Below are 22,851 nucleotides of genomic sequence, written 5' to 3'. Positions count from 1 at the left end.
TGCCAGGAGCGTGGTGTAGCGGTGCTGATCAACCGCGCGTTCGACGATGGGCGCCTGTTCACCCGCGTCAAAGACCAGCCGTTGCCCGGCTGGGCCGCTGAAGCGGGCATCGGCAGCTGGGCGCAGCTGTTTCTCAAGTTCGCCATCAGCCACCCGGCGGTGACGACGGTAATCCCCGCCACCGGCCGCCCTGACCGCCAGCTCGACCAGCTCAAAGCTGGCCAGGGCCCACTGCTTAGCCAAGCGCAGCAACGGGCGCTGATCAAGCAATTTAGCTAAGCACATGAGTGCCTGGCGGCGGCGCCTGGATCAAGGGCTGAACATACAGCCCGGCGAAGGGCCGGCGGTTATCGCCGGCCTGCTGCTGTTCTATTGCCTGTTCACCGGTTATTTCATGCTGCGCCCAGTGCGCGAAACCATGGGCGTTGCCGGTGGCGTTGACAACCTGCAGTGGTTGTTCACCGGAACCTTCATCGCCAGCCTGGCATGCCTGCCAGTGTTCGGCTGGCTGGCCAGTGGCGTGCAACGCCGGTTCATCCTGCCTTGGACCTATGGTTTTTTTGTCAGCAACCTGCTGCTGTTCGCTGTGTTGTTTACCCGCTCGCCAGACAACCTGTGGACTTCGAGGGCGTTCTACATCTGGCTTTCGGTGTTCAACCTGCTGACCATCTCGCTGGCCTGGAGCGTACTCGCCGACCTGTTCTCTACGGCCCAAGGTAAGCGCCTGTTCGGCCTGTTGGCCGCTGGGGCCAGCCTGGGTGGCCTCAGCGGGCCGATCCTGGGCACGCTACTGGTGGCGCCGCTGGGCCATGCCGGGTTGCTGCTGCTGGCGGCGGTATTCCTGCTCGGCAGCGTCGGGGCAAGCCTGTTTCTGCAGCGCTGGCGACAGCGGCAACCGTTGCCAGCGCATGCCGAGCGTAGCGCCGCAAGGCCGCTGGGCGGCAACCCGCTGGCCGGTGCCACTGCGGTACTGCGCTCGCCTTATCTGTTGGGCATTGCGCTGTTCGTGGTGTTACTGGCAAGTGTCAGTACCTTCCTGTACTTCGAGCAGGCGCGCATCGTCAGCCAGACTTTCACCGACCCCACCCGGCAAACCCAGGTGTTCGGCTTGATCGACAGCGTTGTGCAAGCCTTGGCCATCCTCACGCAAGTCTTCCTCACCGGGCGGCTGGCACGTCGCCTGGGGGTAGGCATATTGCTGATGGCCGTGCCGCTGGTGATGGCAGTGGGCTTCTTGTGGCTGGCGCTGGCCCCGGTGTTCGCGGTGTTCGTAATGGTCATGGTGGTGCGCCGTGCAGGGGAGTATGCGCTGGTACGACCGGGGCGCGAGATGCTGTTCACCGTGTTGCCGGCCGAGGACAAGTACAAGGCCAAGAACTTCATCGATACCGTGGTGTACCGGGGTGGCGACGCCCTCAGTGGGTGGCTCAAGCGTGCCCTGGACGTGATGGGCGAACACCCGCAACTGGCCATGCTGATTGGGGCGGTACTGGCCGTGGCCTGGGCGGCCACCGGCGCTTGGCTTGGCCGCCGTCAGGCCCATATGGATAACCCGCCGCGCGACTGAAAGGCGCGCCAAATAAGGACTCGCCGCTTATTTAATGCCACCGGTCCGAAGCCTGCCAATTGAAACGAATCCCGACCCGAGCCCGTACTCCGAATTCATGTACGGCGCTGAAGCCGTGCATCCCGAAATCATATGAGGTTTCAGACCATGGCCACTAAAGACAATAGCCGTACCGGCAACCAACAAGGCAGCCAGGGCGGTAACAAGAACTCGGGCAACTTCGCCAATGACCGCGAAAAAGCCTCCGAGGCAGGCCGCAAGGGCGGGCAGCATTCCAGCGGCGGCCAAACCAGTGAATCGGGCCGCAAAGGCGGCCGCTCGTAAACGAGGCCCTGCAGTGCCGGGGAACCGGCACTGCCATCGAGTAGCCCTGGAGGTGGTTATGCAATGGTTACCTGTGGCGGCCCTGTCGGGTGCCCTGTTGCTGGTTGGCGGCTGTTTCGACCGAGACAATGGCCACCCCGGCAAAGACGACGCCGACACCACCAAGCCGTCCCTGCAAATGCAACAACCCAGTGAAAAGCCCGCCCCCCAACCTGCGCCAGATCCTGAACCGATGCCAGGTCAGAAACCCAGCCAATAAACGCGCATGAGGAAAACGGCATGACGGTCATGACTCGCAAGACCGCCGCGACAGTTCCGGCCTCACTGGCCACAACCAGCCTGCAACAGCGTTACGAAGCCTTGCTGGCAGGCACTGATAACGCTGACGCGCAATGGTTGAATGAGCAACTGGAGCGTGCCCGGCACTTGCCGGATGACCTGCCAGCCGACCCCGTGGAGCTTGAAGCTTGGAGCGCGCGCCACGCCGGGCATGTAGCTCAAGGTTTTGCCGCCTACTTGGCGCAACGCCAGCAAGGTGGGCCACGCCGCTATTTTGCCACGCGCGCGCAAGCGCTATGGTTCCTGCAACAGGTGGCACCGACCAAGGCGGTGGATGGTGCGTGGTTGCACAGTACGTTGCGGCATTGGGCAGACCCGCGCTACCACGGGTTGATCCGGACCTACCTGGAAGAATTGGGCAGCGGTGATGTGCGCTGCAACCATGTGGCGATCTATCAGCGGCTGATGAGCCGCCTGGGTTGCCTGGAACCGTTGCACCTTGAAGACGAACGCTATTTGCAGGGGGCATTGCAGCTGGCACTGGGCCGCTACGGTGAGGACTTCCTCCCTGAGCTGATCGGTTACAACCTCGGCTACGAACAACCACCGCTGCATTTGCTGATTACCACCTATGAACTTGCCGAATTGGGCATCGACGGCCAGTATTTCCAATTGCATGTCACGATCGACAACGCCGCCAGCGGTCACGCCCACCTGTCAATCCAGGCCTTGCGCCAACTCTGCCCGCGCAGAGACCCCTCCGGGTTCTACCAGCGAGTACGGCACGGCTACCGCCTGAATGACCTTGGCGTGGATACACCCACCCTGGTCAGCCTTTTCGACCTGGAAGCGGAATTGGTGCAGGCCTTGGAACAGAAGCGCCAGTTTGGCCAGTTCATGCATTCAGACCGGTGCCGGCTGCAGGGGCGCACCATCAACCAATGGCTGGCAGAACCTGGCGCCATGCCGCACTTTCTGCAGGCGCTGCAGGCGCAGGGCTGGATTCGCCGCGGTGAAGAACCCGCGCAAAGCCGCTGGTGGGCACTCGTGGATGGGCCATCAGCACCGATGTACGGTGTGTTCACCGCCTATGAAAAGCAGTTGTGGCACGACTGGATCGCAGCAGGTTGGCAGTCGCGCGTTCGTCGCGTGCTCCCCGGAAGCTGGCAGTTGCCGGCATGCGCCGATGATGCGGCCGTGGATGTCGACGCGCATGATATTGATGCGCTGATCGCACGCATGGCCGGCAACCACCACGCCACGCCTGATGGGCTGCGGGCCACCCGTGCCTATCTGCAGGCCACAGGGATGATCCAGGAGGCACCGCGCTGATGATCAGCGACCCTCAACGCCTGGCCAGTGACGGTGCCTTATTGCATTTGGGCCGGCGCCTGCGCGCCGATGGCTATCGGTTTACCTGCGTTACACCGGCCACCCACGCGCGGGTCATGGCCCGTTGCGCAGGCGAGCAGGGCCGAACGCTGCGGGATGTGTTCGGCTGGAGCCGGCCGTTCAGCGCCGGACTGCTCAGTGGCGATCAAATGGCCCAGCTGAAGCACGCGGGGGTCCTCACTGCTGTTTCTGGTGATGTGTGGCGTAGCACCGTGCGCTGGTCCACGCTGGATGACCTGATACTGGTCCACTCCGCGTACCCGACCGAGGCCGCGGACGCGGTGTTCTTCGGCCCAGACAGCTACCGCTTCGCCCAGGTCATCCATGACCACCTGCGACACACCCCCAACCGGGTTGAGCATGCCGTAGACATTGGCTGTGGAACCGGCATTGGCGCCTTGCTGATCGCGCGGGCGGCGCACCATGCGCAGGTTTCTGCGGTGGATATCAACCCGCTTGCCCTGCGCTACACCGCCGTGAATGCAGCGTTGGCTGGCGTCAGCAATATTTCGGTGAAGCACAGTGACCTGCTGGACGATGTGCCCGGCAACTTCGACCTGATCGTTGCCAACCCGCCCTACATGCTCGATGTGGGCGAGCGGACCTACCGGCATGGCGGTGGCGCCCTGGGGGCCGCGTTGTCGTTGCGGATTGTCGAGCAGGCTCGTGAGCGGCTGACCCCGGGCGGCTCGTTGCTGTTGTATACCGGTGTGGCGATTGTGGACGGCCATGATCCCTTGCTCGAGGCTGTTCGCCTGCGTCTGGCCGGCCCCACGTGCTCTTGGGTGTATCGGGAAATCGACCCTGATGTGTTCGGGGAGCAACTGGCTGAGCCGGGTTATGAAGCCGTGGAGCGGATAGCCGCCGTAGCCCTGACGGTTACCCGCCTGTAGAAGTGTCACGGCGCACTTGCAATTGGCCGGGGTTGCCCGACAATGGCGCGCCCCTTGCCGCCACACGGACCACCCGCACCATGATGCTGACCACGCAATTCCCCGATATCTCCCTGGATGACACTTTGTTCGTTTTCGCCCTTGAAGCCGAAGCGGGCGAGGTGTTCCGCGAAATGAACACCGTGTTCACCGGTATCGGCAAGGTCAATGCCGCTATCGCCCTGACCAAGGCTATCGCTGTGCGCCGCCCCAGGCTGATCGTCAACCTGGGTTCTGCTGGCAGCCAGCGCCACGGTAAAGGCGTTGTCGTGTGCTGCAACCGTTTCGTGCAGCGCGACATGGACGTGACGCCGTTGGGTTTCGCCCGTTACGAGACGCCACTGGCGAATACCCCGGTGCTACTCGAACACGGTGCGGCCATACCCGGCCTGGCGCTGGAAACCTGCGGCAGTGGCGACAGCTTCGAAACCAACCACAGCGATGCGCCTTACGACGTGGTCGACATGGAAGCCTATGTGCTGGCCTTGATCGCCCGCAGCGAAGGTATTCCGTTCGTGTGCCTGAAGTACATCTCCGATGACGCGGGCAGCGAGGCTGCCGGTGATTGGGCCGTACAGGTTCACCTGGCGGCCGAAGCGTTCAAGCGTGTGCTGTTCAACGCGGTCTGATTGCCGGCCATTGGTGGCCGTGGGGCAATGCCATTAAACCTTCGCCACCCGGTGCAGTCACTGTTGGTATCGGCAGCCAACTTTGGAGCAGTGTCATGGCTCGGGCAATCTGGAAAGGCGCTATCAGCTTCGGGCTCGTGCATATCCCCGTGGCCCTCAACACTGCGGTGCGCACCGAACGGGTGGACTTCGACTGGTTGGACAAGCGCAGCATGGAGCCTGTGGGCTACAAGCGGGTGAACAAGGTCACCGGCAAGGAAATCGACAAGGACAACATCGTCAAAGGCGTGGAGTATGAAAAGGGCCGCTATGTGGTGATCAGCGAGGAGGAAATCCGCAAGGCTCGCCCTGAAGCCACCCAGACGATCGATATCTTCTCCTTTGTCGAAGCTGGCGAAATACCCCTGCAGCACTTCGATACCCCGTATTACCTCACCCCCGACCGGCGCGGCGGCAAAGTCTATGCATTGCTGCGCGAGACGCTGGAAAAAACCGGCAAGGTGGCGCTGGCCACGGTGGTGCTGCACACCCGCCAGCACCTGGCGCTGCTGCGCCCTCTGGATGACGCGCTGGTGATGATCACTTTGCGCTGGCCCGAGGAGGTGCGCGGGCTGGAGACCCTGGAGCTGGACAGCAGTGTGACCGATACCAAGGTCGACAAGCGTGAACTGGACATGGCCAAGCGGCTGGTCGAAGACATGAGCGGGCCGTGGAAGCCCGAGGACTACCATGACGCCTTCCGCCAGACCATTCTGGACCTGGTGGAAGAAAAGGCCAGCAAAGGCAAGATCGCTACAGTCGAGAAAGGCAAGGCCGCCAGCGCCGAGAAAGGTGCTGATATCCTCGACCTTACCGAGCTGCTAAAACGCAGCCTCGGCGGCAAGAAGCCGGCGAAGAAGCCGCGCAAGGCCTCCTGAGCGAAGCCCCGCAAGCGCTTCGATCAAACCAGAGCCTGTAGCCCCGCCAGGTAATCGCCAAAGCCTTCCCGGGCGCGGCTGTCGCGGCGGCTGCTGGTGGCCACGCTGTGCCTGGCCGTCCAGACGATCTGCGCGCCACTGGCTTGCAGGTCGCTGACCAGTTGCACGTCTTCATGGGCGGCCAAGGGCTGGAAGCCGCCGACTCGCGCATAGGCGTCGGCGCACACGCCCAGGTTGGCGCCATGAATGTGCCGGTGGCCCTCGCGCTGTTCGTAGCGGCTTTGGTAGAGCTGGCGCAGGGCCGCCGTCTGCCACGGCTGCCAGTATTCAACGTGTACCGTGCCACAGACAACCTCGGCACTGCAGGCCAGCTGCGACAACAACCAGTGCCCCGGTACCCGGCTGTCGGCATCGGTACAGGCCAGCCACCGCGCACCACGGTCGACCATGTGCGCCGCGCCCACCCGCCGGGCCATGCCAACACTGCCAGCCTCCACCTCCAGCACCTGCACACCAAAACGCCGCGCCACGGCGGCGCTGCCATCGCTGCAGCGGTCGAGCACGACCAGCACCTCGACCCGATGGCCAGCCTGCTGTGCCTGCACGGCGGCAATCAGCACCGCACGCAGGCAACGGCCGAGGCGGCGGGCTTCGTTATGGGCCGGAATCACGACGGCGATCATGGGCAAGTCTCGTCTAGGTCGACCACACTGGGCTGGGCTGACCAGTACTCGAGCACGAAGTCCGCTTCATCATGCTGGAACTGCTTGTACAGGGGCAGGTGGCGGGCCAGCATGCGATGCACTTCACGCCCATCCTGCGGGCAACCGACAATGGGGTGCTTCCAGTGGCATGCCAGCAGGCCGCCGTCGTAAGACAGGCTGGCGACCGCTTGTTCGATGACTTGCAGCCAGTCGGTGGGGTCCAGGTAGTAGCCCACCTCGCTCAGCACGATCAGGTCGAAGCGCCCACCAGGCCAGTCTGCCGGGAGCCGCGCCAGTTCCACAGACGCGTTGTGCACCTGAGCCAAGCGTTCGCGGGCCAGCCCCACGGCGGTGGGATCGAGGTCCTGGCATAGCAGTTCCCCGCTGCGTTCGGCCAGCAGTGCACTTAACTCGCCGTTGGCACAGGCTGGCTCGAATACCCGCTGGTAGCATTGACGGGGCAGGCTGGCCATGACCAGCTCGCGCTTGCGCTTCTCGTACCAACGGGTGCGAAAAGCCCACGGGTCTTCATTGTTCGCATACAAGTCGGCGAAATACTGTGGGTCGAGGCTCATGACAACTCCAGTCAAAGGAACACCAGTTCGAAAGGTTGCAGCAGGCAATCCAGCAGGTTTGCCGGTAGCACCGGCGGCCGCTCACCGTCTGCCTGCAACTGGCTGGCATGGGCGGCCAGGGCCTTGCGCTTGCGCGCCAACCGGGCTTCATCCAGCTGCAGACGGTGGGCACGGGGCCAGGGCAGGCGAGGGTCGTCGGGTTGCGCCCAGTGCCAGGCCCAGACCGGGACCTCGGCCAGTTGCACTTGCCGCGCCAATGCCGCGTGGGCGGCGGCGCGCCCGACGGCCTCGTGGTCGCAATGACCGTCATTGCGCCAGGTAGCCATCAATAGGTCGTCCGGGCGCAACAATTGAGTCAGATGGCTGACGAGGAACGCTTCCTCTCGCGGCAATTGGCCGTCCTTGAGGTTGAGCCGGCGCCAGTCCACGCGGCTCGGGTCCAGGTCAAGCTGCTGCAATGCCAGGCGACTTTCCTGGGGGCGTTGGCGACGCAGGCGATGTTCGCTCCACTGGGTTGAGCCAGGGTGGCTGCCTTCACCATCGGTTGCGGAAATCAGCACCAGGTCGGCTTCACGGCCTTTGAAGCTGCTCAGCAGGCCGCCTGCCATGAGGATTTCATCATCCGGGTGGGGCGCAATCATCACCAGGCGGCGCCCAGGCGGGCAGAGCCGGGCGGGGTCGAGCCAAGTGGCCCGGGCGAGGTGGGCCGCCTGCTGCCAGTCGGCCCAAGGGGTGCCGCTGCTGGCCTGGATCAAGTTCTCACTCATAGCTGCCACGCTCCTGCCGGCACCTGCGCCAGCTGTTGGCCCAGCGCTGCCAGGTCACGCTCCGCGTGGCTCTGGCGCAGATACACCGGTAAATCGGCGCTCAAACGGGCGAAGTGGCTGTTGCGGCAGAACGGTGTGGCACCCAAGGCCCGCCCGACATGGCTGATGACCTGGTCCACGGCCTGCTCGACCTGGGCGCGGGTGCGCCGCACTTCAAAACTGGCATCTGCACCCGGCTGCCGGTCGATCCAGGCGGCGCATTCACGCAGCGCCGCACGCGCACCATACAAAGCGGCGTCCACCGCCCCGAGGTGGGCATCGGCATGCGGGTCGGGCCGCGGCTTGCGGCAATACTCCCGCAGGTAGTCGGCCAGGGCCTCGGCCGCACCATACCAGCACGCGGCGATACCGCCGCCGCCGTGCCAGAAACCAGGGCGCGCCAGGTACTGGCCAGGTTTGCCGATCAGCGTTGCCGGGGTGTTGTCGAAAGTGACCTCGACGCTGGCCGTGGTAGCCATGCCCACGGCTTGCCAGTGCTCGATGTTCAGCCCCTGGTCAGGCAGCGACAGTTCGATGGCGACCAACTGCTGCTGACCCTGCTCATCCCAGGCCGTGAGCAATGCCCGGTCGATCTGCAACGCCCCGGAACACCAGGCTTTGGTGCCTTGCAAACGTACCCTGTCGCCGTCGCGGGAGGTTATGACCGCGCGGGCATCAGGTGGCTCGGCGGCCCACACGCCCCAAATGCCTTCTGCCACGTAGTGTGCAGCTGCGCACTCCGCCAGAATCGCCAGGGCATCGGTGTGGCCTTCATACAGTTTGGCCAGGGCCAGGTCGCAACCCGCCACGCGGGCCAACGTCTGCCAACGGCGCAAGGTATTGCCCTGGCCTGGCAATGGCAGCAGGTCCAGGTGGTCGGCCTGCAGCGCCTGCATCAGCTGAGGCAACTGAGTGTCGAGGTTGAGGGGCTGCTGACGATCACCAAATGTACGCAGTAGGCGGTCGAAATGGGTCAGGTTGAAGTCCTGGACGATGCTCATGGGCGGGTCTCCTGATGCGTGGCCACTAGGCAAGCCCCAGCTGTTTGCGCATGCGCGCCGTAATGGACTGGCGGACCTTGCCCAGGTTCGCCCACGGGTCGTCGACCTCCGCCAGGCGCGCGGGCAGGTTGGCGATGTTCCATTGGTTGGCGGCCTTGAGCGTGGCCAGTTCCTCACGCCAGATGGGTACCGACACCGGCAGGCCTTCCCGTGCACGCAGGGAATAGGCGCACGCGGTTGTCGCCCCCCGAGCGTTGCGCAGATAGTCGATGAAGATACGCCCGATGCGGTTCTTGGGCCCTGATACCGCGCTGAGGCGGTCGGGGAACAACTTGGCCAGGTACTCGACGATGGCATGGCTGAAGGCCTTGACCTCGTCCCAACCCGCGCGGCGGGTCAGCGGCACCACCAGGTGTATGCCCTTGCCGCCGCTGGTCTTGAGGAACACTTTCAGGCCAAGCTCGTCGAGCAGGGTGAGGGTGAGTTGAGTGGCTTCCAGCATGGCCTTCCAGGGCAGCGCGGGGTCAGGGTCGAGGTCGAGCACGAAGCGGTCGGGCTTGTCGAAGCCCTTGTCAGTGGCATTCCAGCTGTGCAGCTCGAGCATGTTCATCTGCACTGCGCCCAGCAGGGTATCGGCGCGGTTGATGACCATGGCCGCCTGGCCGGCCTGGGCCTTGTCGTATTCGAGCACATTGGGCAGGTGCAGCTGGCTGGCGTTCTTCTGGAAGAAAAGCTCACCGGCCAGGCCATCGGGTGCGCGCACCAGTGCCACCGGGCGGTGCTGGATCTGGGGTAGCAACCACTGGCTGACGGCGGCGTAATACTCGGCCACATCGCGCTTGGTCACGCCCGTGGTAGCGTCGATCACCCGGTCAGGATGGGTAAGATGCAGGTCCTTCGAGAGGGGCGCTGCTTTGCCGCGTTTGCGGCGGGGCGTGGTGTTGGTGGGCATGGGGCGTTCCAGGTCGATGGCGGTGGCGGGCTTGTCATCGCGCAGGCCATGGAAGACCGAATGACGCACAATGCCGTCCCGGGTCATCTGGGCATACGCCACTTCCGCCAGCAACTGCGGCTTCAGCCAGTGCACACCGCGGGCTTCTGCGCCGCTGGGCGGGCGGGCCACGGCGGGCTTGGCAATTTCCAGTGATTGCAGGCGGGCATGGATGCTGGCCAGCGTGGCAGCCGTGAAGCCGGTACCGACCTTGCCGGCGTAGCGCAACTCGCCACTGTCCGGGTCGTGCAAGGCCAGCAGCAGGGCCCCGAAGCCGCTGCGGCTGCCTTTGGGGTCGGTGTAGCCAACCAGCACGAACTCCTGGCGCCGCTTGCATTTGAGCTTGATCCAGTCCGCGCTGCGGCGGCCGCTGTAGGGGCTGCCCGCACGTTTACCGATCAGCCCTTCGAGTTCCAGGCGGCAGGCGCTGGCCAGCAGGGCGTCGACCGGTTCGTCGAAGTCGGCGGAATACTTGAGTACGTCTGACGGGGCGTGATCGAGGAGGTTTTTCAGCGTTTCGCGGCGATCCTGTAGCGGTGCCTGCCGCAGGTCCTGGCCACCCAGAAAGGGCAGGTCGAACACGTAGTAAGTGATGTGCTCGTCCTGCTCGGTGTCGAAGGCGTTCTGTAACGCCTGGAAGTCCGCTGCGCCATTTTCGTCAGCCACTACCATTTCACCATCCAGCCAGGCCGAATCGATGCCCAGCGCGCGCAGTGCCGCGAGCTGGCGGGGCATCTTGCTGCTCCAGTCATGGCCGTTGCGGGTGAACAGCCGCACATCGTCGCCGTCGATACGAGCCAGGATGCGATAGCCATCGAACTTGACCTCATAGCGCCAGTCGCCCTGGGGCGGCGTGTCCACCAAGGTGGCCAGCTGTGGCTGCATCTGGGTCGGCAGTGCGCCTTGGCGAACCTTGCCGGGGCGCTTGCGGGTAGCCCGCGGCTTGCCGGCGGCTTGCTTGGCTGCCGGCTTGCGGGGGATCAGGGTGCGGTCACTGAGCACACTGTCGGGCTGCGCGTCGACGATGCTGTACTCGGCTTCGCTACGGGCCTGGGCATCGTGGGATTTGACCAGCATCCACTGTTCTTTCTTGCCAGCCAGGTGGGTGCGGAACAGGTTCCACACCCCCGACAGTTTTTCGCCTTGCAAGCGAAACTTGAGCTTGCCCTTGGCATAACCCTCATGGGCGTCACCCTCCGGCTCCCAGATGCCGCGATCCCAGACGATGACATCGCCCGCCCCGTAGTGGCCTTCAGGGATATGGCCCTCGAAATCGGCATAGTCCAGCGGGTGGTCCTCGACGTGCACGGCCAGGCGGCGCACTTTCGGGTCCAGCGAGGGGCCTTTGGGGATCGCCCAGCTCTTCAACGTATTGTCCAGCTCCAGGCGGAAATCGTAATGCAGGTGGCTGGCGTCGTGTTTCTGAATGCAGAACTGCAGCGCATGGTTTTTTTTGCCACGGCTGCGTTTGCCACTGGGCTCGGGCGTTGCGTTGAAGTCGCGCTTGCGCGCGTATTCCTGCAGGGGCTTGGCCATGTCCGGCTCCGGGCGAATCGCACTCTGTAGAGGTGGGAGGCGCCGGGCAGGCAGGGAGTTCAAAAAACTCTGAATCTTCGGCCACCGGATGCAGTCGACCGAATGCAGCCAACTGACGGAGAACGTACATGGCCCGAACAGAAGATCCTAAGCCCTACACCCCAACCGAGATCGACGACACCGAGGACCGCATGGGCAGCGTGCACGAACTGGACTTCGATGAGCGCCTGGACGAACGCCAGGGACGGGTAGGGGACGAGCGCCCGGCGAGCGAGATCGAGCGCGAATTCCCACCAGAGCGTGTTGCCGAAAGCGGCATGACGGGTGGCGAAGCGCTGAGCGACAGCCTGCATGAAGACAACGTCACCTACGACGACCTGAGCCCGGATACGCTGCTGGATGAAACCGGCGCCCGTGACCCGCACGAGCCCGGCGGCGGCAACGGCCCGGCTGACATGGACCTGCGTGAAGTGGATCCCGACGAAATCGGTGGCGGCTTTGGGCTGGATGAAGCCGAACTGGCACGTTCCGCGCCGCTTGATGGGGAACCCTGGACCGATGATGTGATCGATGACGAGGAGAGCAGATCATGAATCAGCAACGTTGTGCCTGTACCGATTGTTCCTGCACCGTGGATGCCAATGCCTTGCAGCGTGACGGCAAGGCCTATTGCTGTGAGGCCTGCGCCAACGGCCATAGCCATGGCGAGGGATGCAGGATGCAAGCCTGCCATTGCAGCGAAAAACCGGACGAAAATGCCGTAGACAATGCGCTGGATGAGACCTTCCCGGCGAGCGACCCGATTTCCCCTTGAGCTCGCCTTGTTGGCGCGGCACCAGGCCGCGCCGACGTTAAGCGCGCGTGACCCTGACCATCAGGTTTGCACCGAATTGTCACGCTGGCGCATGACCTTCGCGCGCTTCTCAAGCACCAGATAAGTCACGATCGCAACCACCAGCGGTATCAGGTAGTACAGGGTGCGATAGCCCAACAGCGCGGCTACCAGCGTGCCCTGCGCCATCTGCCCGTGCAGCAGGGCGAGGAACACCGCTTCCAGCACACCCAGGCCCGCCGGGATATGTGCAACCACGCCTGCCACGCAACTGATCAACAGGATCCCGAGGATCGCGGGGTAGAAGGCGTCGCCCGGCAGCAACCAGTAAATCAGCAGCGCCATCAATGCCCAGTTGCTGGCCCCCAGCGCTACCTGGCAGAGCGCAAGGCGCAGGGTTGGCAAAGTGACTTCGTGCTCGCGCCAGCGCCACGTGCGCTTCTTGGCCAAGCCACAGGCCAGTAGGTACGCCGCGGTAATCGCCAGCAACAGCACGCCGATCAGGCGCAGCCCTGTGGTGCCCACCGCCCAGTTGCCCGGCAGTTCGACCAGACCCAGGGCGAACACACTGCCGGCCAGCAGCATGTAGCCCATCCAGTTGGTGAGCAGGCCCAGCGTGAGAATGCGCGTGATGGTGGGGGTATCGAGCCCCAGGCGCCCATACAGGCGGTAGCGCAAGGCAACCCCGCCGACCCAGGTGGTGAAGTTGAGGTTGAACGCGTAGCACACGAAGGCGACCGGCAGCACTTGCCGGGCGGGCAGCTGATGACCGGTGTAGGCGCGGGCCAGCAAGTCGTAGCTGGCGAACGTCAGGTAACTGCACACCGCAATTGCCAGGCCGACCACCAGCGTTCCAGGCTTGTAGGCGAGCAGCGACTGGCGCACTTCGTTCCAGTCCAGGTTGCGCGCCAATTGATACAGCAGCACAGGGATCAGGATCAGGAACGCCACCGTCAATACGCGCTTGGCCCAGGTTTGCCAGGTTGTCCGTGCCATCAGGTATTGCCCTCGTGCAGGTCGCCGGCCGGGGCCTCGACGTCTGGCTGCAGCGAGCGCAGCCGTTGGCGGTGTGCCGGCAACCAGCCGGCGATGCGCGGGAAATGGCGCGCCGCATGGAAGCAGGCAAAGATCAGCGGTGCCCGCCACCAGTAACCACGGATCATGCGTTCCAGGGTCACCGGCTTGCACTGCTCGTGCGCAAGTGACTGCAGGTGTTCGCCGAGCAGCTGGTTGAAAGCGCGGTCGCGGATGAACAGGTTGGCTTCCAGGTTCAGCGACAGGCTCAGCGGGTCGAGGTTGCTGGAACCCACGGTCGCCCACTCGTCGTCCACCAGCGCCACTTTGCCGTGCAAGGGCCGCTTGCAGTATTCATGAATGACCACGCCATCACGCAGCAGGTAGTTGTACAGCAACCGCGACAGCGCACGGACCCAGCGCATGTCTGGCTGCCCCTGCAGGATCAGGTGTACAGCCACCCCGCGCCGGGCAGCGTTGCGCAACTCGCGCAGCAGCCGGTAGCCGGGGAAGAAGTAGGCGTTGGCCACCACGATACGTTCCTTGGCACCGCGAAACGCCTGCAGGTACTGGCTTTCGATGGCTGTCCTGCGCACGCCGTTGTCACGCTCTACCAGCACGGCGGTGGTGGACCCGGCGGGCTCGGTCAACGGCCGCACGGCGCTTGGCTCCTGCAGCACCGGCGACATCAGGCGCTTGCTGGCGGCATGCACCTGTGCCACCACTGGGCCGGTTACCTCGACGGCATAGTCCTGCTTGGCCATGGGGCCGAAGTCGCCCAGGTGATCGGCGCTGTAGTTGATGCCGCCAATGAAGGCCCGCTCGCCATCGATGACCACGATCTTGCGGTGCAGGCGCCGGAACAGGTTGGTACGCATGCCCACCAGGCGCGGCTGCGGGTCGAAGGCGTGGAAACTCACGCCGGCATCTGTCATGGCCGCGATGAACGGCGCGGGCAGGTCGCCGGTACCGTAGCCGTCCACCACCACTTCGACACGCACGCCGCGGCGGGCCGCGTCGATCAGCGCCTGCTGCAGTTGCCGGCCGACCTTGTCGTCGAAAATGATGAAGGTTTCCAGCAGGATTTCCTCCTGGGCACGGGCCATGGCCTCGAACACACAGGGGTAATACTGCTCGCCGTTGATCAGCAACTTTACGTTGTTGCCCTCTACCCAAGGTCTGTTCACAGGTGAATCTCCGCGGCCAATGGTGCGTGGTCGGAAAGGTGCGACCACGGGTAATTCGACAGTACTTGGGCAGCGCTCGGCATGGCGTTGCGCAGGTAGATGCGGTCAAGGCGCAGCAGCGGCAGACGCGCCGGAAAGCTGCGTGCCGGGGTGCCGAAGCGCTCGCCGAAGGCCTCTACCAGGTGCTCGCCTAACACGGCATCTGCCTTCAGGCGCCAGTCGTTAAAATCGCCGGCGACGATGACCGGCGCTTGCGGCGGCAGGCTGGCCAGCAGGTCGAGCAAGAGTTGGATCTGGCTTTGCCGATGGGCTTCGCGCAGGCCCAGGTGCACACAAATGGCGTGCACCTGGTCGTGCCCTGGCACCTCGAGTTGGCAATGCAGCAGGCCGCGTTGTTCCTTGCCTTGCACCGACACATCGAGGTTGTTGAAGCGCCGGATGGGAAATTTCGACAGCAAGGCGTTGCCGTGGTCACCCTGCGGATACACGGCATTACGGCCATAGGCGAACTGGGGCCACATGCTGTCGGCAAGGAATTCATATTGCGGGGTATCAGGCCAGGCCGGGTGGCGCAAGGCATGTTGCTGATGGCTGCCATGCACTTCCTGCAGGAACACCAGGTCTGCACCGGTGGCACGCACCGCTTCACGCAGCTCAGGCAGGATGAAGCGGCGATTGAAGAAGGTGAACCCTTTGTGCACGTTCAGCGTGAGTACGTTCAAGCGGCGCACGGCGGTGGACTGATCGGTGCTGCGCGGCAAAGCAGTCATGGGTTCGTTCACAAGGCCACCTCCGGCACCACGCCCGGTTCGGTCATCAGTTCGTGGTCCAGCGACAGCTTCTGCAGCAAACGGCGGGCGTCGTAGGGCGCATGGACCTTCTGGTCATTGTCGAAATAACAGTACACGTCACGCGCCGCACGCCGAGGTGGCGGCCCCGGCACGATCAGGCGCGCGTCGTCTGCCTGGCCGCCTTGGCTCCAGTGCAGGATGCGCTGTTTCCAGCGGCGTAACGCACGCGCGGTATAGCCGCTGCTATAGAGCTCCACGTCGCCGTGCAGGCGCATGTACACGAAGTCTGCGGTCACATCCTCGGCATGCGGCCACTTGCCGGCACTGTCCGCAACCACCAGCGCAACACGGTGCTTGCGCAGCAGCTTGATGAACGCCTCGCAAAGAAAACTCTCGTGGCGGACCTCCACCGCGTGGCGCAAACGCACATTACCGGTGATTGCAAGGCCGCCACTGTCCCGCAGCCGTTCGGCACAGCCCTGTGCGCATGCGCGCGCCGCTTTGCGGTCACGTGGCAGCAACTGCAAGAACCGGGCAAAACGCTCTTCGTCAAACTTCATGTTCGGTGGGAACTGCCACAGGAACGGCCCCAGCTTGTCGCCTAGCAGTAGCGGGCCAGAGGCGAAGAAGTTGGCCACTGGCTCCTCAACCTCCTTCAGGCGCCGCACATGGGTGATGTACCGTGGCCCCTTGACCGCGAAAACGAAGCCATCCGGCGTTTCATCACGCCAGCGCAAGTAGCGCTCTGGGGTTTGCAAGCTGTAGAACGAGCCGTTTATCTCGATGCTGTTTACCGCCCGCGAGGCAAACGCCAATTCATCGTCCTGGCGCAGGCCCTTGGGGTAGAAGTCCTTGCGCCAGGGGCCATAGCGCCACCCGGAAATGCCGATGCGGATATCGCTCACGCTGTCGTCCTCATCACCGGTTCCTTGTTCGGTTACTGTGAAGATGCGACTGGCGCAGAGGGCCAAGGGTTCACCGCGTTTGACCAACGGGAGCGGCGACTGACAGGTTGAACTTTGCCGGCGCAGACGATTCCACCGGGTAAGCGCCCCAGGCGCGCGAGCCCAGGAATTGACCTGCCAACCCTGGAGGCAAGCATGGCCAGACACATTATTCATTTCACCGGGCCGATCAATTCATCGACCTGTGGCAACCTGATCAATACCTGCTCAAAGGCGTTGCAGCAGGGCGCCGAGGTGCTGCAACTGAACATCGCTACCATGGGCGGCGAGTGCAGCTACGGCTTTACCTTGTACAACTTCCTGCGGGCGCTGCCGGTGCTGGTGCATACGCACAACCTGGGCACCGTCGAGTCCATGGGTAATATCCTGTTCCTGGCCGGGGAGTGGCGCACGGCATGCAGCTACAGCAAGTTCCTGTTCCACCCGTTTCACTGGACTTTGCATGGCTCGGTCGACCATTCACGCATGGCCGAATATGCGATGAGCCTGGATTATGACCTGCAGCTGTATGCGCAGATTGTGGCCGAGCGCACACAAGGTGCGCCCGAGGTGCTGGATGTGCCGCGCTACCTGATGGCGTACCCGCGGATTCTGGGGCCGCAGGAGGCTCTGCAAAGCGGCGTGATCCATGCCGTCGACGAGATGCCGATCACGCTGGACATGAACCAGTGGAGCGTGCACGCCTGAGGTTCATGCCGGCCGACCATCAGTAAGGCACCGTGCCGCTCAAGGTTTCGATGGCCTCCACCAGTTCGTCGTAGCCGACCGGCTTGTTCAGGTGCCGGTCGAAGCCGGACTGGCGTGACTTGTGCTGGTCTGCGCTGGCACCGTAGCCGGTGAGGGCAATGGCCGGGGTGTGGCGCAGATGGGCGTGGCTGCGCAGCGCCTTGATCAAGGCATGGCCATCCATCACCGGCATGCCGATGTCGGAGAGGATGATGTCGAACTCCTCACCGGAGGCCACCTCCAGCGCCTCGCGGGGGCGGCTGAAGGCGCGCACGCTGGCGTTTTCCATTTCCAGCAGCTCTTGCATGATCTCCAATACCTCTACCGAGTCATCCACCAGCAACACGCGCACGCCGTGCAGCCGGCCCTCCCGGGAATGCTCTGCAGGGTTGGCGCAAGGCGGCGACTGCACGTTGCACAGGGGCAGGCAAACGGAGAAGGTGCAGCCCAAGCCCAAGCCGGCCGAACTGGCCTGCACGGTGCCGCCCTGGGCTTCGACCAACTGGCGTACCAACGAAAGGCCGATGCCCAGGCCTTCACGGTTCTGATTGGCCAGTTGGGGAGCCTGGCTGAACAGGTCGAAGATGTGCTCCAGGCTGTCGGGGCTCAAGCCTACGCCCTGGTCAATCACCTGCAGGCGTGCCTGTTGATCGTCACGGCTCAACACCAGGCGTATCTCACTGCCTGCCGGGCTGAATTTCAGGGCATTGTTCAGCAGGTTCCAGATGATCTGCTCCAGGCGCGTGACATCGCCTTCGATCATCACTGGCAAGCCGTCGGCAGGTAGCTCCAGGCGCACCAGACAGGGGTGTTGCTCAGCCACCACCACAGCGTGAATGCCGCGCAGGATGTCGCCAAGGTCTACCGGCTCGGTCTTGAGCTTGAGCTTGCCGGTACGGATGCGGGCCACATCCAGCAGGTCATCGATGATCCTGGCCTGGCTGCCAACCGCCTCGCAGATGGTGGCAACGGCCTTGCTGGCGTTGCCGATCTGCTTGATCGAGGGCAGGCGGCGGAGCATTTCCGCATTCAGCTGAATCAGGTTCAGTGGGTGCTTCAGTTCATGCGACATGATGGCGAAGAACTCGTCTTTCATGTGGCTGGTGGTTTGCGATTCCGCCAGCTGCTTGCTCAAGCGTTCTTCGCCCAGGCGCACATGCTCTTCGGCAGCGTGGCTGCTGCTGATGTCGATGAAGGTCAGGACGGTGCCGTCGATTTTCTGCTCGCTGGAGCGGTAGGGCAGCAGGCGTGCCAGGTACCAGTGGTCGCGCTGGCCGCCAACTTCCCGCTCGATAACGGCCTCACCCTGGGCCACGGCGCGGGCATCATCAGCCATGGCCGGGTAGTCCAGGCGGTGCGTGATGTCGAGCAATGAGCGGCCGGTATCGACCGGTAAAATGTTGAACAGGTCGGCGGCGCGCGGCGTGAACCAGCGGATATGCAGGTTGCGGTCGACGAACACGGTGGCGATTTCGGTGCAGGCGATCAGGTTGCTCAAGTAGTCGTTGACCTTGTCGGTCTCTTCCACCTTGTTCTTCAACTCGTAGTTGACGGTGAGCAACTCCTCGTTGATGGATTGCAGCTCTTCCTTGCTGGTTTCCAGCTCTTCGCTGGCCGAGCGCAGCTCTTCGTTGATTGCCTGCATTTCTTCGTTGGAGGCCGTGAGTTCCTCGCTGGATACCTGCGACTGCTCGATGGTTTCCTGCAGCTGCAGGCGGGTACGCTGGAGTTCACGCTCCAGGTTATGCAGGACCATGCTGTCGGTCTGGCGGATGACGCCCGGCAGTGGCAGGGAAGGGTCGGGCGCCCGCTGCTCGAACACCACCAGCAGGCAATCGCCGTTGTGCACGTCGTCCTTGTAAGGCTGCACGGTGATTTCCACCTGCAACGGCTGTTGGCCATCGCCCAGGTCGACCGGCCGGGAGGTGACCGCTTCGGTGCCTTGGCGCGCCTGGAACAGCGTACTGCGCAGCGCCAGGCGCAGGCTCGGCAGCACCAGGCCGAGCAGATTGCGGCTGGGCTCGCCGCCGCCCAGTTGCAGGAAGCGCCCGACACCTTCGCTCATGTGCAGGATATTGCCGTCCACATCCGCGATCAGGCTGGCCGGCATGCGCATGGCCAGCGCGCGGTGGTGCAGCTCGGCATAGGAGGGCTTGCGCCCGGGCTTGACCTTGGCCAACGGGTCCAATGGCAGGCTGGCGCCAGTGCTGCCAGGCACCTGCCGCTCGGCGCGGCGCCCGGCATTGCTGACGTCACGGGCGCGGAAGATACGGTTACGCTTGTCCACCGGCGCGAACAGTTCACCCACCACGTCGGCTGACTCGGACGAGCCCAGGAACAGATGGCCGCCAGGGCGCAAGGCAAAGTGGAACATCAACAGGATGTCGCGTTGCACCTCGCGGTCGAGGTAGATCAGCAGGTTGCGACAGACAATGAGGTCAATTTGCGAAAAGGGTGGGTCCGACAGCAGGTTGTGGCGCGCAAACAACACTTTTTCGCGCACTTCCTTGCGCACCCGGTAATGCTGGTCTTCCTTGACGAAGAACTGGCGCAGCCGGCTGGGCGGCACATCGGTCACGATCGCTTCGGAGTACAAGCCGGTACGGGCGATGCCGATGGCCCGCTCATCGAGGTCGGTGGCAAACACCTGGACCTTGCGGTTGCGCTGCTCCAGCGCAAGTTGCTCACAGATCAGCATGGCCAGGCTGTAGGCCTCTTCGCCGGTGGAGCAGCCGGCCGACCAGACGCGGATCTCGTCATGGCCGTCGACGGGGTCATGCTCGCTGGCCAACTGCGGCAGCACGTGCCGCTCCAGGGCCTCGAAGGCTTCGCGGTCGCGGAAGAAGTTGGTCACGCCGATCAGCATGTCTGCCAGCAACGCCGTTGACTCGGCGGGGTTCTGCTCGAGGTAGTGCAAGTAGCCGGCGAGGTTGCTTTGCCCGGTCACGTGCAGGCGGCGTTCAATGCGCCGCAGCACGGTGGCGCGCTTGTAGTGCTGGAAATCGTGCCCCGTGTTGCTGCGCAACTGCAAGAGGATCTCCTCCAGCAGCGGCTCGCTGGCCTGGGCGTCGCCTGCGCGGGTGCCCAGCGCCGGGGGCAGGGTGTCATCCTCGATTTCCGGCAACCTGACCTGGCGGGCGTTACGCCACAGCTCCAGCAGCTTTTGTGGCATCTCGGCCACGGGCAGCACCAGGTCGACCATGCCGGTTTCGATGGCAGCCCGGGGCATGCTGTCGTACTGGGCATCGTCCGGGGTCTGAACCAGCGTCACGCCGCCTTGCTCCTTGATCCGCGACAGCCCCACGGCACCGTCGGCGCCGGTGCCCGACAACACCACGCAGAATGCATGGTCCTTGTGCACGTCGGCCAGGTCGCGGAAGAACAGGTCAATGGCCACGTGGTCGCCACGGCGGCGATTGGCGGGGGTCACGCGCAGGTAGCCGTCATTGGTCGAGAGGCGATTGGCCGGGGAGATGACATACACATGGTTACGCTCGATCGGCACCGGCTCGGTGACTTGGCGCACGGGCATCTGCGTGGTGGCCTGGATGATCCGGTCGGCCACGCTCTGATGATCCGGCGACAAGTGCAGCACCACCACGAACGCCATGCCGCAGTCGCTTGGCATATGCCGGAACAGCGTGCAGATGGCCTCCAGGCCACCCGCGGAGGCACCGATGCCCACCACCGGAAAGTCCAAGTGGCTTGGGCTGAGTGCAGGGTTTTGCGGCGCGGCGGGTTGCTTGGGCGAGGACTTCATCGACGGAGCCTTGTACAAGAGCCTTACGGGCGGTGCGTGACTGTGCAGTCACACCCGGATAGTGGGGCGATTATAGGCCGCTACCCCGCAGTTGTGACTGCTGCATGCGCGATAAAGTGCGACCCGCCTGCAAACGGGACGCAAATAGTTGGCCTGCACGTGTTTCGGGCCACCGGTCAGCTGCCGTCAAAACGTGTGAGCCAAGCGGGCAATTGCAGGTTCGGAATCTGAACATGGCAACCTTGTGTGTGTGCACTGTATGAACGCACAGGTTGTGCGACCGCCTATCCATCGCAAGGAGAAACCACATGGCAGAAGATCAAGAACGTACCCGCCAGCGCGGCGGAACCAAAGAAACCAACCCGGGCAATTTCGCCAACGACCGTGAGCGGGCATCGCGCGCTGGGCACAAAGGCGGCCAGGCGTCGGGCGGCAACTTCGCCAATGATCGCCAGCGGGCATCGGAAGCCGGACGCAAAGGTGGCCGGAGCAGCCACGGCAGCCGCAGCGAGTGAAGGTACTGCGCGAGCGGTAGTGTGCCTGTAGGCGTACACCGCTCGGGCGCCGCTGGTGCCTGTCGATCGATATTTTTTTGAATCTTCTGCTGCTGCCCCGATCAATCAGGGTGTCATCCATGGAGAAGAGGAGGCCCCTGCGATGCCTGCCCCACAGCTGTTCATCATCGATTACCAACTGCATGGTCAGCCGCGCAGTTTCATCATTCGCCTGGACCGCCTGGACAACGCCGAAGCCTGGCATTGGGCAAGTTGCGATGCGGGCATTGGGATCATCCCCAAATTCGGGCGGGAAAAGATCAGGAAGGTCAGCCGCCCGATGGCTGAACGGTATGGGATTACTGCGGTGAGCTGGCGCCTGTCAGGGAGCAAACCGAATCAGTCGGTAGGCGACCCTGCGGCTATTGTCTAGCGGTAGCGCACGGGCTGCCGCGGTTCCCTCCGCCCGCAGATGGCCTCGGTTCCGAATACCGATTTGCTGAGAAATGAGGGGAGCGGCCTGCAGCTGCTCCCCTCGCATGCTTCTCACAACCTTCGCGTTACAGCACCTTGTCGAGTGTGATCGGGAACTCCCTCACGCGTTTGCCGGTTGCGTGGTAGATGGCGTTCGCCACTGCGGCAGCCACGCCGACCACGCCGATTTCGCCCACACCCTTGGACCCCAGCTCATTGACGACATCGTCGTGCTCTTCAACGAAGAGCACGTCGATATCACCACAGTCCGCGTTCACCGGGATGTGGTACTCAGCAAGGTTGTGATTGACGATGCGACCCAGGCCATGGTCGGTCAATGCCTCTTCGTGCAGTGCCATGCCGATACCCCATACCACGCCCCCCAGGATCTGGCTGCGGGCCGTTTTCGGGTTGACCACGCGGCCCGCCGCCACGGCGCTGACCACTCGGGTGACCTTGATCATGCCAAGGTCTTCGTCGACCTGGACTTCGACGAACACCGCCGAGTGGGTCGCCGTGGAAAACGGTTGGCGCCTTGCACCAGGCTCAGCGTCGATTTGCACTTCGAACTCCGCGCCGGGGGCACTGGCGACGATATCTGCCAAGGCCACGCGAAAACTACCCGCGTGCAGGTAACCATCCGCGAAGACGATGTCCTCCCGCGCTGCGCTCGCCACTTGCGGATGCACCTTGCGGGCATGCTCCAGCACCTTGGTACGCAACACCTGGCAAGCCTGGCGCACTGCCGAGCCTACCGACGATACCGTGAACGACCCGCCCTGCAGGGGCGCAGTGGGCAGGGATGAGTCACCGAGCACGAAGGTGACATCCTCCACGCTGACGCCCGCAGCGTCGGCTGCAATCTGGGTCATGACGGTGTAGGTGCCGGTGCCGATATCGGTGGTGGCGCTGCTGACGGTGAGGTGGCCTTGGGCATCCAGGCGCGCTTTCGCGC

23 protein-coding genes and 1 pseudogene are annotated in these 22,851 nt (G+C 63.7%); 13 read left to right on the top strand and 11 right to left on the bottom strand.

Translation table 11 applies throughout. The features are described from left to right. From APH30_RS16425 to APH30_RS16390, 8 genes and pseudogenes are all read left to right on the top strand, one after another. A pseudogene (locus APH30_RS16425) lies at positions 1-279 on the top strand (aldo/keto reductase); the annotation flags it as partial. Between the two features lie 4 nt (positions 280-283). Next, the gene (locus tag APH30_RS16420) at positions 284-1,567 is read left to right on the top strand and encodes an NTP/NDP exchange transporter (RefSeq protein WP_054913151.1); all 1,284 of its coding nucleotides are present in this window, start codon (positions 284-286) and stop codon (positions 1,565-1,567) included. A gap of 147 nt (positions 1,568-1,714) precedes the next feature. Beyond that, the gene (locus APH30_RS16415; RefSeq protein ID WP_009686902.1) at positions 1,715-1,891 is read left to right on the top strand and encodes a general stress protein; all 177 of its coding nucleotides are present in this window, start codon (positions 1,715-1,717) and stop codon (positions 1,889-1,891) included. 58 nt (positions 1,892-1,949) lie between these two features. Beyond that, complete coding sequence (locus tag APH30_RS16410; protein WP_009686901.1) at positions 1,950-2,150, top strand: hypothetical protein; 201 nt, start codon at positions 1,950-1,952, stop codon at positions 2,148-2,150. Positions 2,151-2,170: 20 nt separating this feature from the next. Continuing rightward, positions 2,171-3,502 (top strand): iron-containing redox enzyme family protein, encoded by a 1,332-nt coding sequence (locus APH30_RS16405; protein WP_054913150.1) that lies wholly within the window; start codon positions 2,171-2,173, stop codon positions 3,500-3,502. Next, complete coding sequence (locus tag APH30_RS16400; protein ID WP_054913149.1) at positions 3,502-4,455, top strand: class I SAM-dependent methyltransferase; 954 nt, start codon at positions 3,502-3,504, stop codon at positions 4,453-4,455. Before APH30_RS16405 ends, APH30_RS16400 begins: the two co-directional genes overlap by 1 nt. 80 nt (positions 4,456-4,535) lie before the next feature. After that, on the top strand, positions 4,536-5,123 hold the full coding sequence (locus APH30_RS16395) for a nucleosidase (protein ID WP_009686898.1): 588 nt from the start codon (positions 4,536-4,538) through the stop codon (positions 5,121-5,123). Between the two features lie 95 nt (positions 5,124-5,218). Then, positions 5,219-6,040, top strand: coding sequence for a Ku protein (locus tag APH30_RS16390; RefSeq protein ID WP_009686897.1), 822 nt, complete (start codon positions 5,219-5,221; stop codon positions 6,038-6,040). A gap of 23 nt (positions 6,041-6,063) precedes the next feature. Here the strand turns inward: APH30_RS16390 and APH30_RS16385 are convergent, their stop codons facing one another. From APH30_RS16385 to ligD, 5 genes are read right to left on the bottom strand one after another with little or no spacing between them, the layout of a single operon-like run. Next, complete coding sequence (locus tag APH30_RS16385) at positions 6,064-6,723, bottom strand: glycosyltransferase family 2 protein (RefSeq protein ID WP_009686896.1); 660 nt, start codon at positions 6,721-6,723, stop codon at positions 6,064-6,066. Further along, positions 6,720-7,319: a bifunctional 2-polyprenyl-6-hydroxyphenol methylase/3-demethylubiquinol 3-O-methyltransferase UbiG gene (locus APH30_RS16380; protein WP_054913148.1), complete on the bottom strand. Its 600-nt coding sequence runs from the start codon at positions 7,317-7,319 to the stop codon at positions 6,720-6,722. Before APH30_RS16380 ends, APH30_RS16385 begins: the two co-directional genes overlap by 4 nt. A gap of 11 nt (positions 7,320-7,330) precedes the next feature. Continuing rightward, positions 7,331-8,086, bottom strand: coding sequence for a PIG-L deacetylase family protein (locus APH30_RS16375; protein ID WP_054913147.1), 756 nt, complete (start codon positions 8,084-8,086; stop codon positions 7,331-7,333). Further along, entirely contained in the window at positions 8,083-9,126 is a 1,044-nt protein-coding gene (locus APH30_RS16370) for an acyl-CoA dehydrogenase family protein (RefSeq protein WP_054913146.1), read from the bottom strand. Before APH30_RS16370 ends, APH30_RS16375 begins: the two co-directional genes overlap by 4 nt. A 25-nt stretch (positions 9,127-9,151) precedes the next feature. Next, positions 9,152-11,653 carry a DNA ligase D gene (gene ligD / locus APH30_RS16365; protein WP_054913145.1) on the bottom strand — a complete coding sequence of 834 codons (2,502 nt, stop codon included), beginning with the start codon at positions 11,651-11,653 and terminating at the stop codon, positions 9,152-9,154. 128 nt (positions 11,654-11,781) lie between these two features. Here ligD and APH30_RS16360 point away from each other — a divergent pair, with 128 nt between their 5' ends. After that, positions 11,782-12,246 (top strand): hypothetical protein, encoded by a 465-nt coding sequence (locus APH30_RS16360; RefSeq protein ID WP_054913144.1) that lies wholly within the window; start codon positions 11,782-11,784, stop codon positions 12,244-12,246. Next, positions 12,243-12,467, top strand: a complete 225-nt coding sequence (locus tag APH30_RS16355) for a metallothionein (RefSeq protein ID WP_009686889.1) — start codon at positions 12,243-12,245, stop codon at positions 12,465-12,467. Before APH30_RS16360 ends, APH30_RS16355 begins: the two co-directional genes overlap by 4 nt. A 60-nt stretch (positions 12,468-12,527) precedes the next feature. Here APH30_RS16355 and APH30_RS16350 read toward each other — a convergent pair whose 3' ends face one another. From APH30_RS16350 to APH30_RS16335, 4 genes are read right to left on the bottom strand one after another with little or no spacing between them, the layout of a single operon-like run. Then, a complete protein-coding gene (locus tag APH30_RS16350) occupies positions 12,528-13,481 on the bottom strand; it encodes a lysylphosphatidylglycerol synthase domain-containing protein (RefSeq protein WP_054913143.1) in 954 nt (317 codons plus the stop codon). Further along, positions 13,481-14,686 carry a cardiolipin synthase ClsB gene (gene clsB / locus APH30_RS16345; RefSeq protein WP_054913142.1) on the bottom strand — a complete coding sequence of 402 codons (1,206 nt, stop codon included), beginning with the start codon at positions 14,684-14,686 and terminating at the stop codon, positions 13,481-13,483. Before clsB ends, APH30_RS16350 begins: the two co-directional genes overlap by 1 nt. Continuing rightward, positions 14,683-15,456 (bottom strand): endonuclease/exonuclease/phosphatase family protein, encoded by a 774-nt coding sequence (locus APH30_RS16340; RefSeq protein WP_054913153.1) that lies wholly within the window; start codon positions 15,454-15,456, stop codon positions 14,683-14,685. Before APH30_RS16340 ends, clsB begins: the two co-directional genes overlap by 4 nt. 8 nt (positions 15,457-15,464) lie before the next feature. Then, a complete protein-coding gene (locus tag APH30_RS16335; protein WP_054913141.1) occupies positions 15,465-16,382 on the bottom strand; it encodes a DUF72 domain-containing protein in 918 nt (305 codons plus the stop codon). 195 nt (positions 16,383-16,577) lie between these two features. Here APH30_RS16335 and APH30_RS16330 point away from each other — a divergent pair, with 195 nt between their 5' ends. Further along, on the top strand, positions 16,578-17,129 hold the full coding sequence (locus APH30_RS16330) for an ATP-dependent Clp protease proteolytic subunit (protein ID WP_054913140.1): 552 nt from the start codon (positions 16,578-16,580) through the stop codon (positions 17,127-17,129). A gap of 19 nt (positions 17,130-17,148) precedes the next feature. Here the strand turns inward: APH30_RS16330 and APH30_RS16325 are convergent, their stop codons facing one another. Further along, positions 17,149-20,928, bottom strand: coding sequence for a CheR family methyltransferase (locus tag APH30_RS16325; RefSeq protein ID WP_054913139.1), 3,780 nt, complete (start codon positions 20,926-20,928; stop codon positions 17,149-17,151). A 308-nt stretch (positions 20,929-21,236) separates the two neighbouring features. Here APH30_RS16325 and APH30_RS16320 point away from each other — a divergent pair, with 308 nt between their 5' ends. Together APH30_RS16320 and APH30_RS16315 are read left to right on the top strand one after the other, a co-directional pair. Continuing rightward, complete coding sequence (locus APH30_RS16320) at positions 21,237-21,443, top strand: general stress protein (protein ID WP_054913138.1); 207 nt, start codon at positions 21,237-21,239, stop codon at positions 21,441-21,443. 142 nt (positions 21,444-21,585) lie between these two features. After that, positions 21,586-21,855, top strand: a complete 270-nt coding sequence (locus APH30_RS16315; protein WP_029886814.1) for a DUF6555 family protein — start codon at positions 21,586-21,588, stop codon at positions 21,853-21,855. A 127-nt stretch (positions 21,856-21,982) separates the two neighbouring features. Here APH30_RS16315 and APH30_RS16310 read toward each other — a convergent pair. Next, positions 21,983-22,851, bottom strand: an 869-nt coding sequence (locus tag APH30_RS16310; RefSeq protein ID WP_156326517.1) for a xanthine dehydrogenase family protein molybdopterin-binding subunit, incomplete at its 5' end; no start/stop codon positions are given.

Origin of the sequence: Pseudomonas sp. NBRC 111127, from assembly GCF_001320345.1 — a bacterium.
GTDB lineage: Bacteria > Pseudomonadota > Gammaproteobacteria > Pseudomonadales > Pseudomonadaceae > Aquipseudomonas > Aquipseudomonas juntendi.
This window is presented reverse-complemented; position numbering and strand designations above follow the sequence as displayed.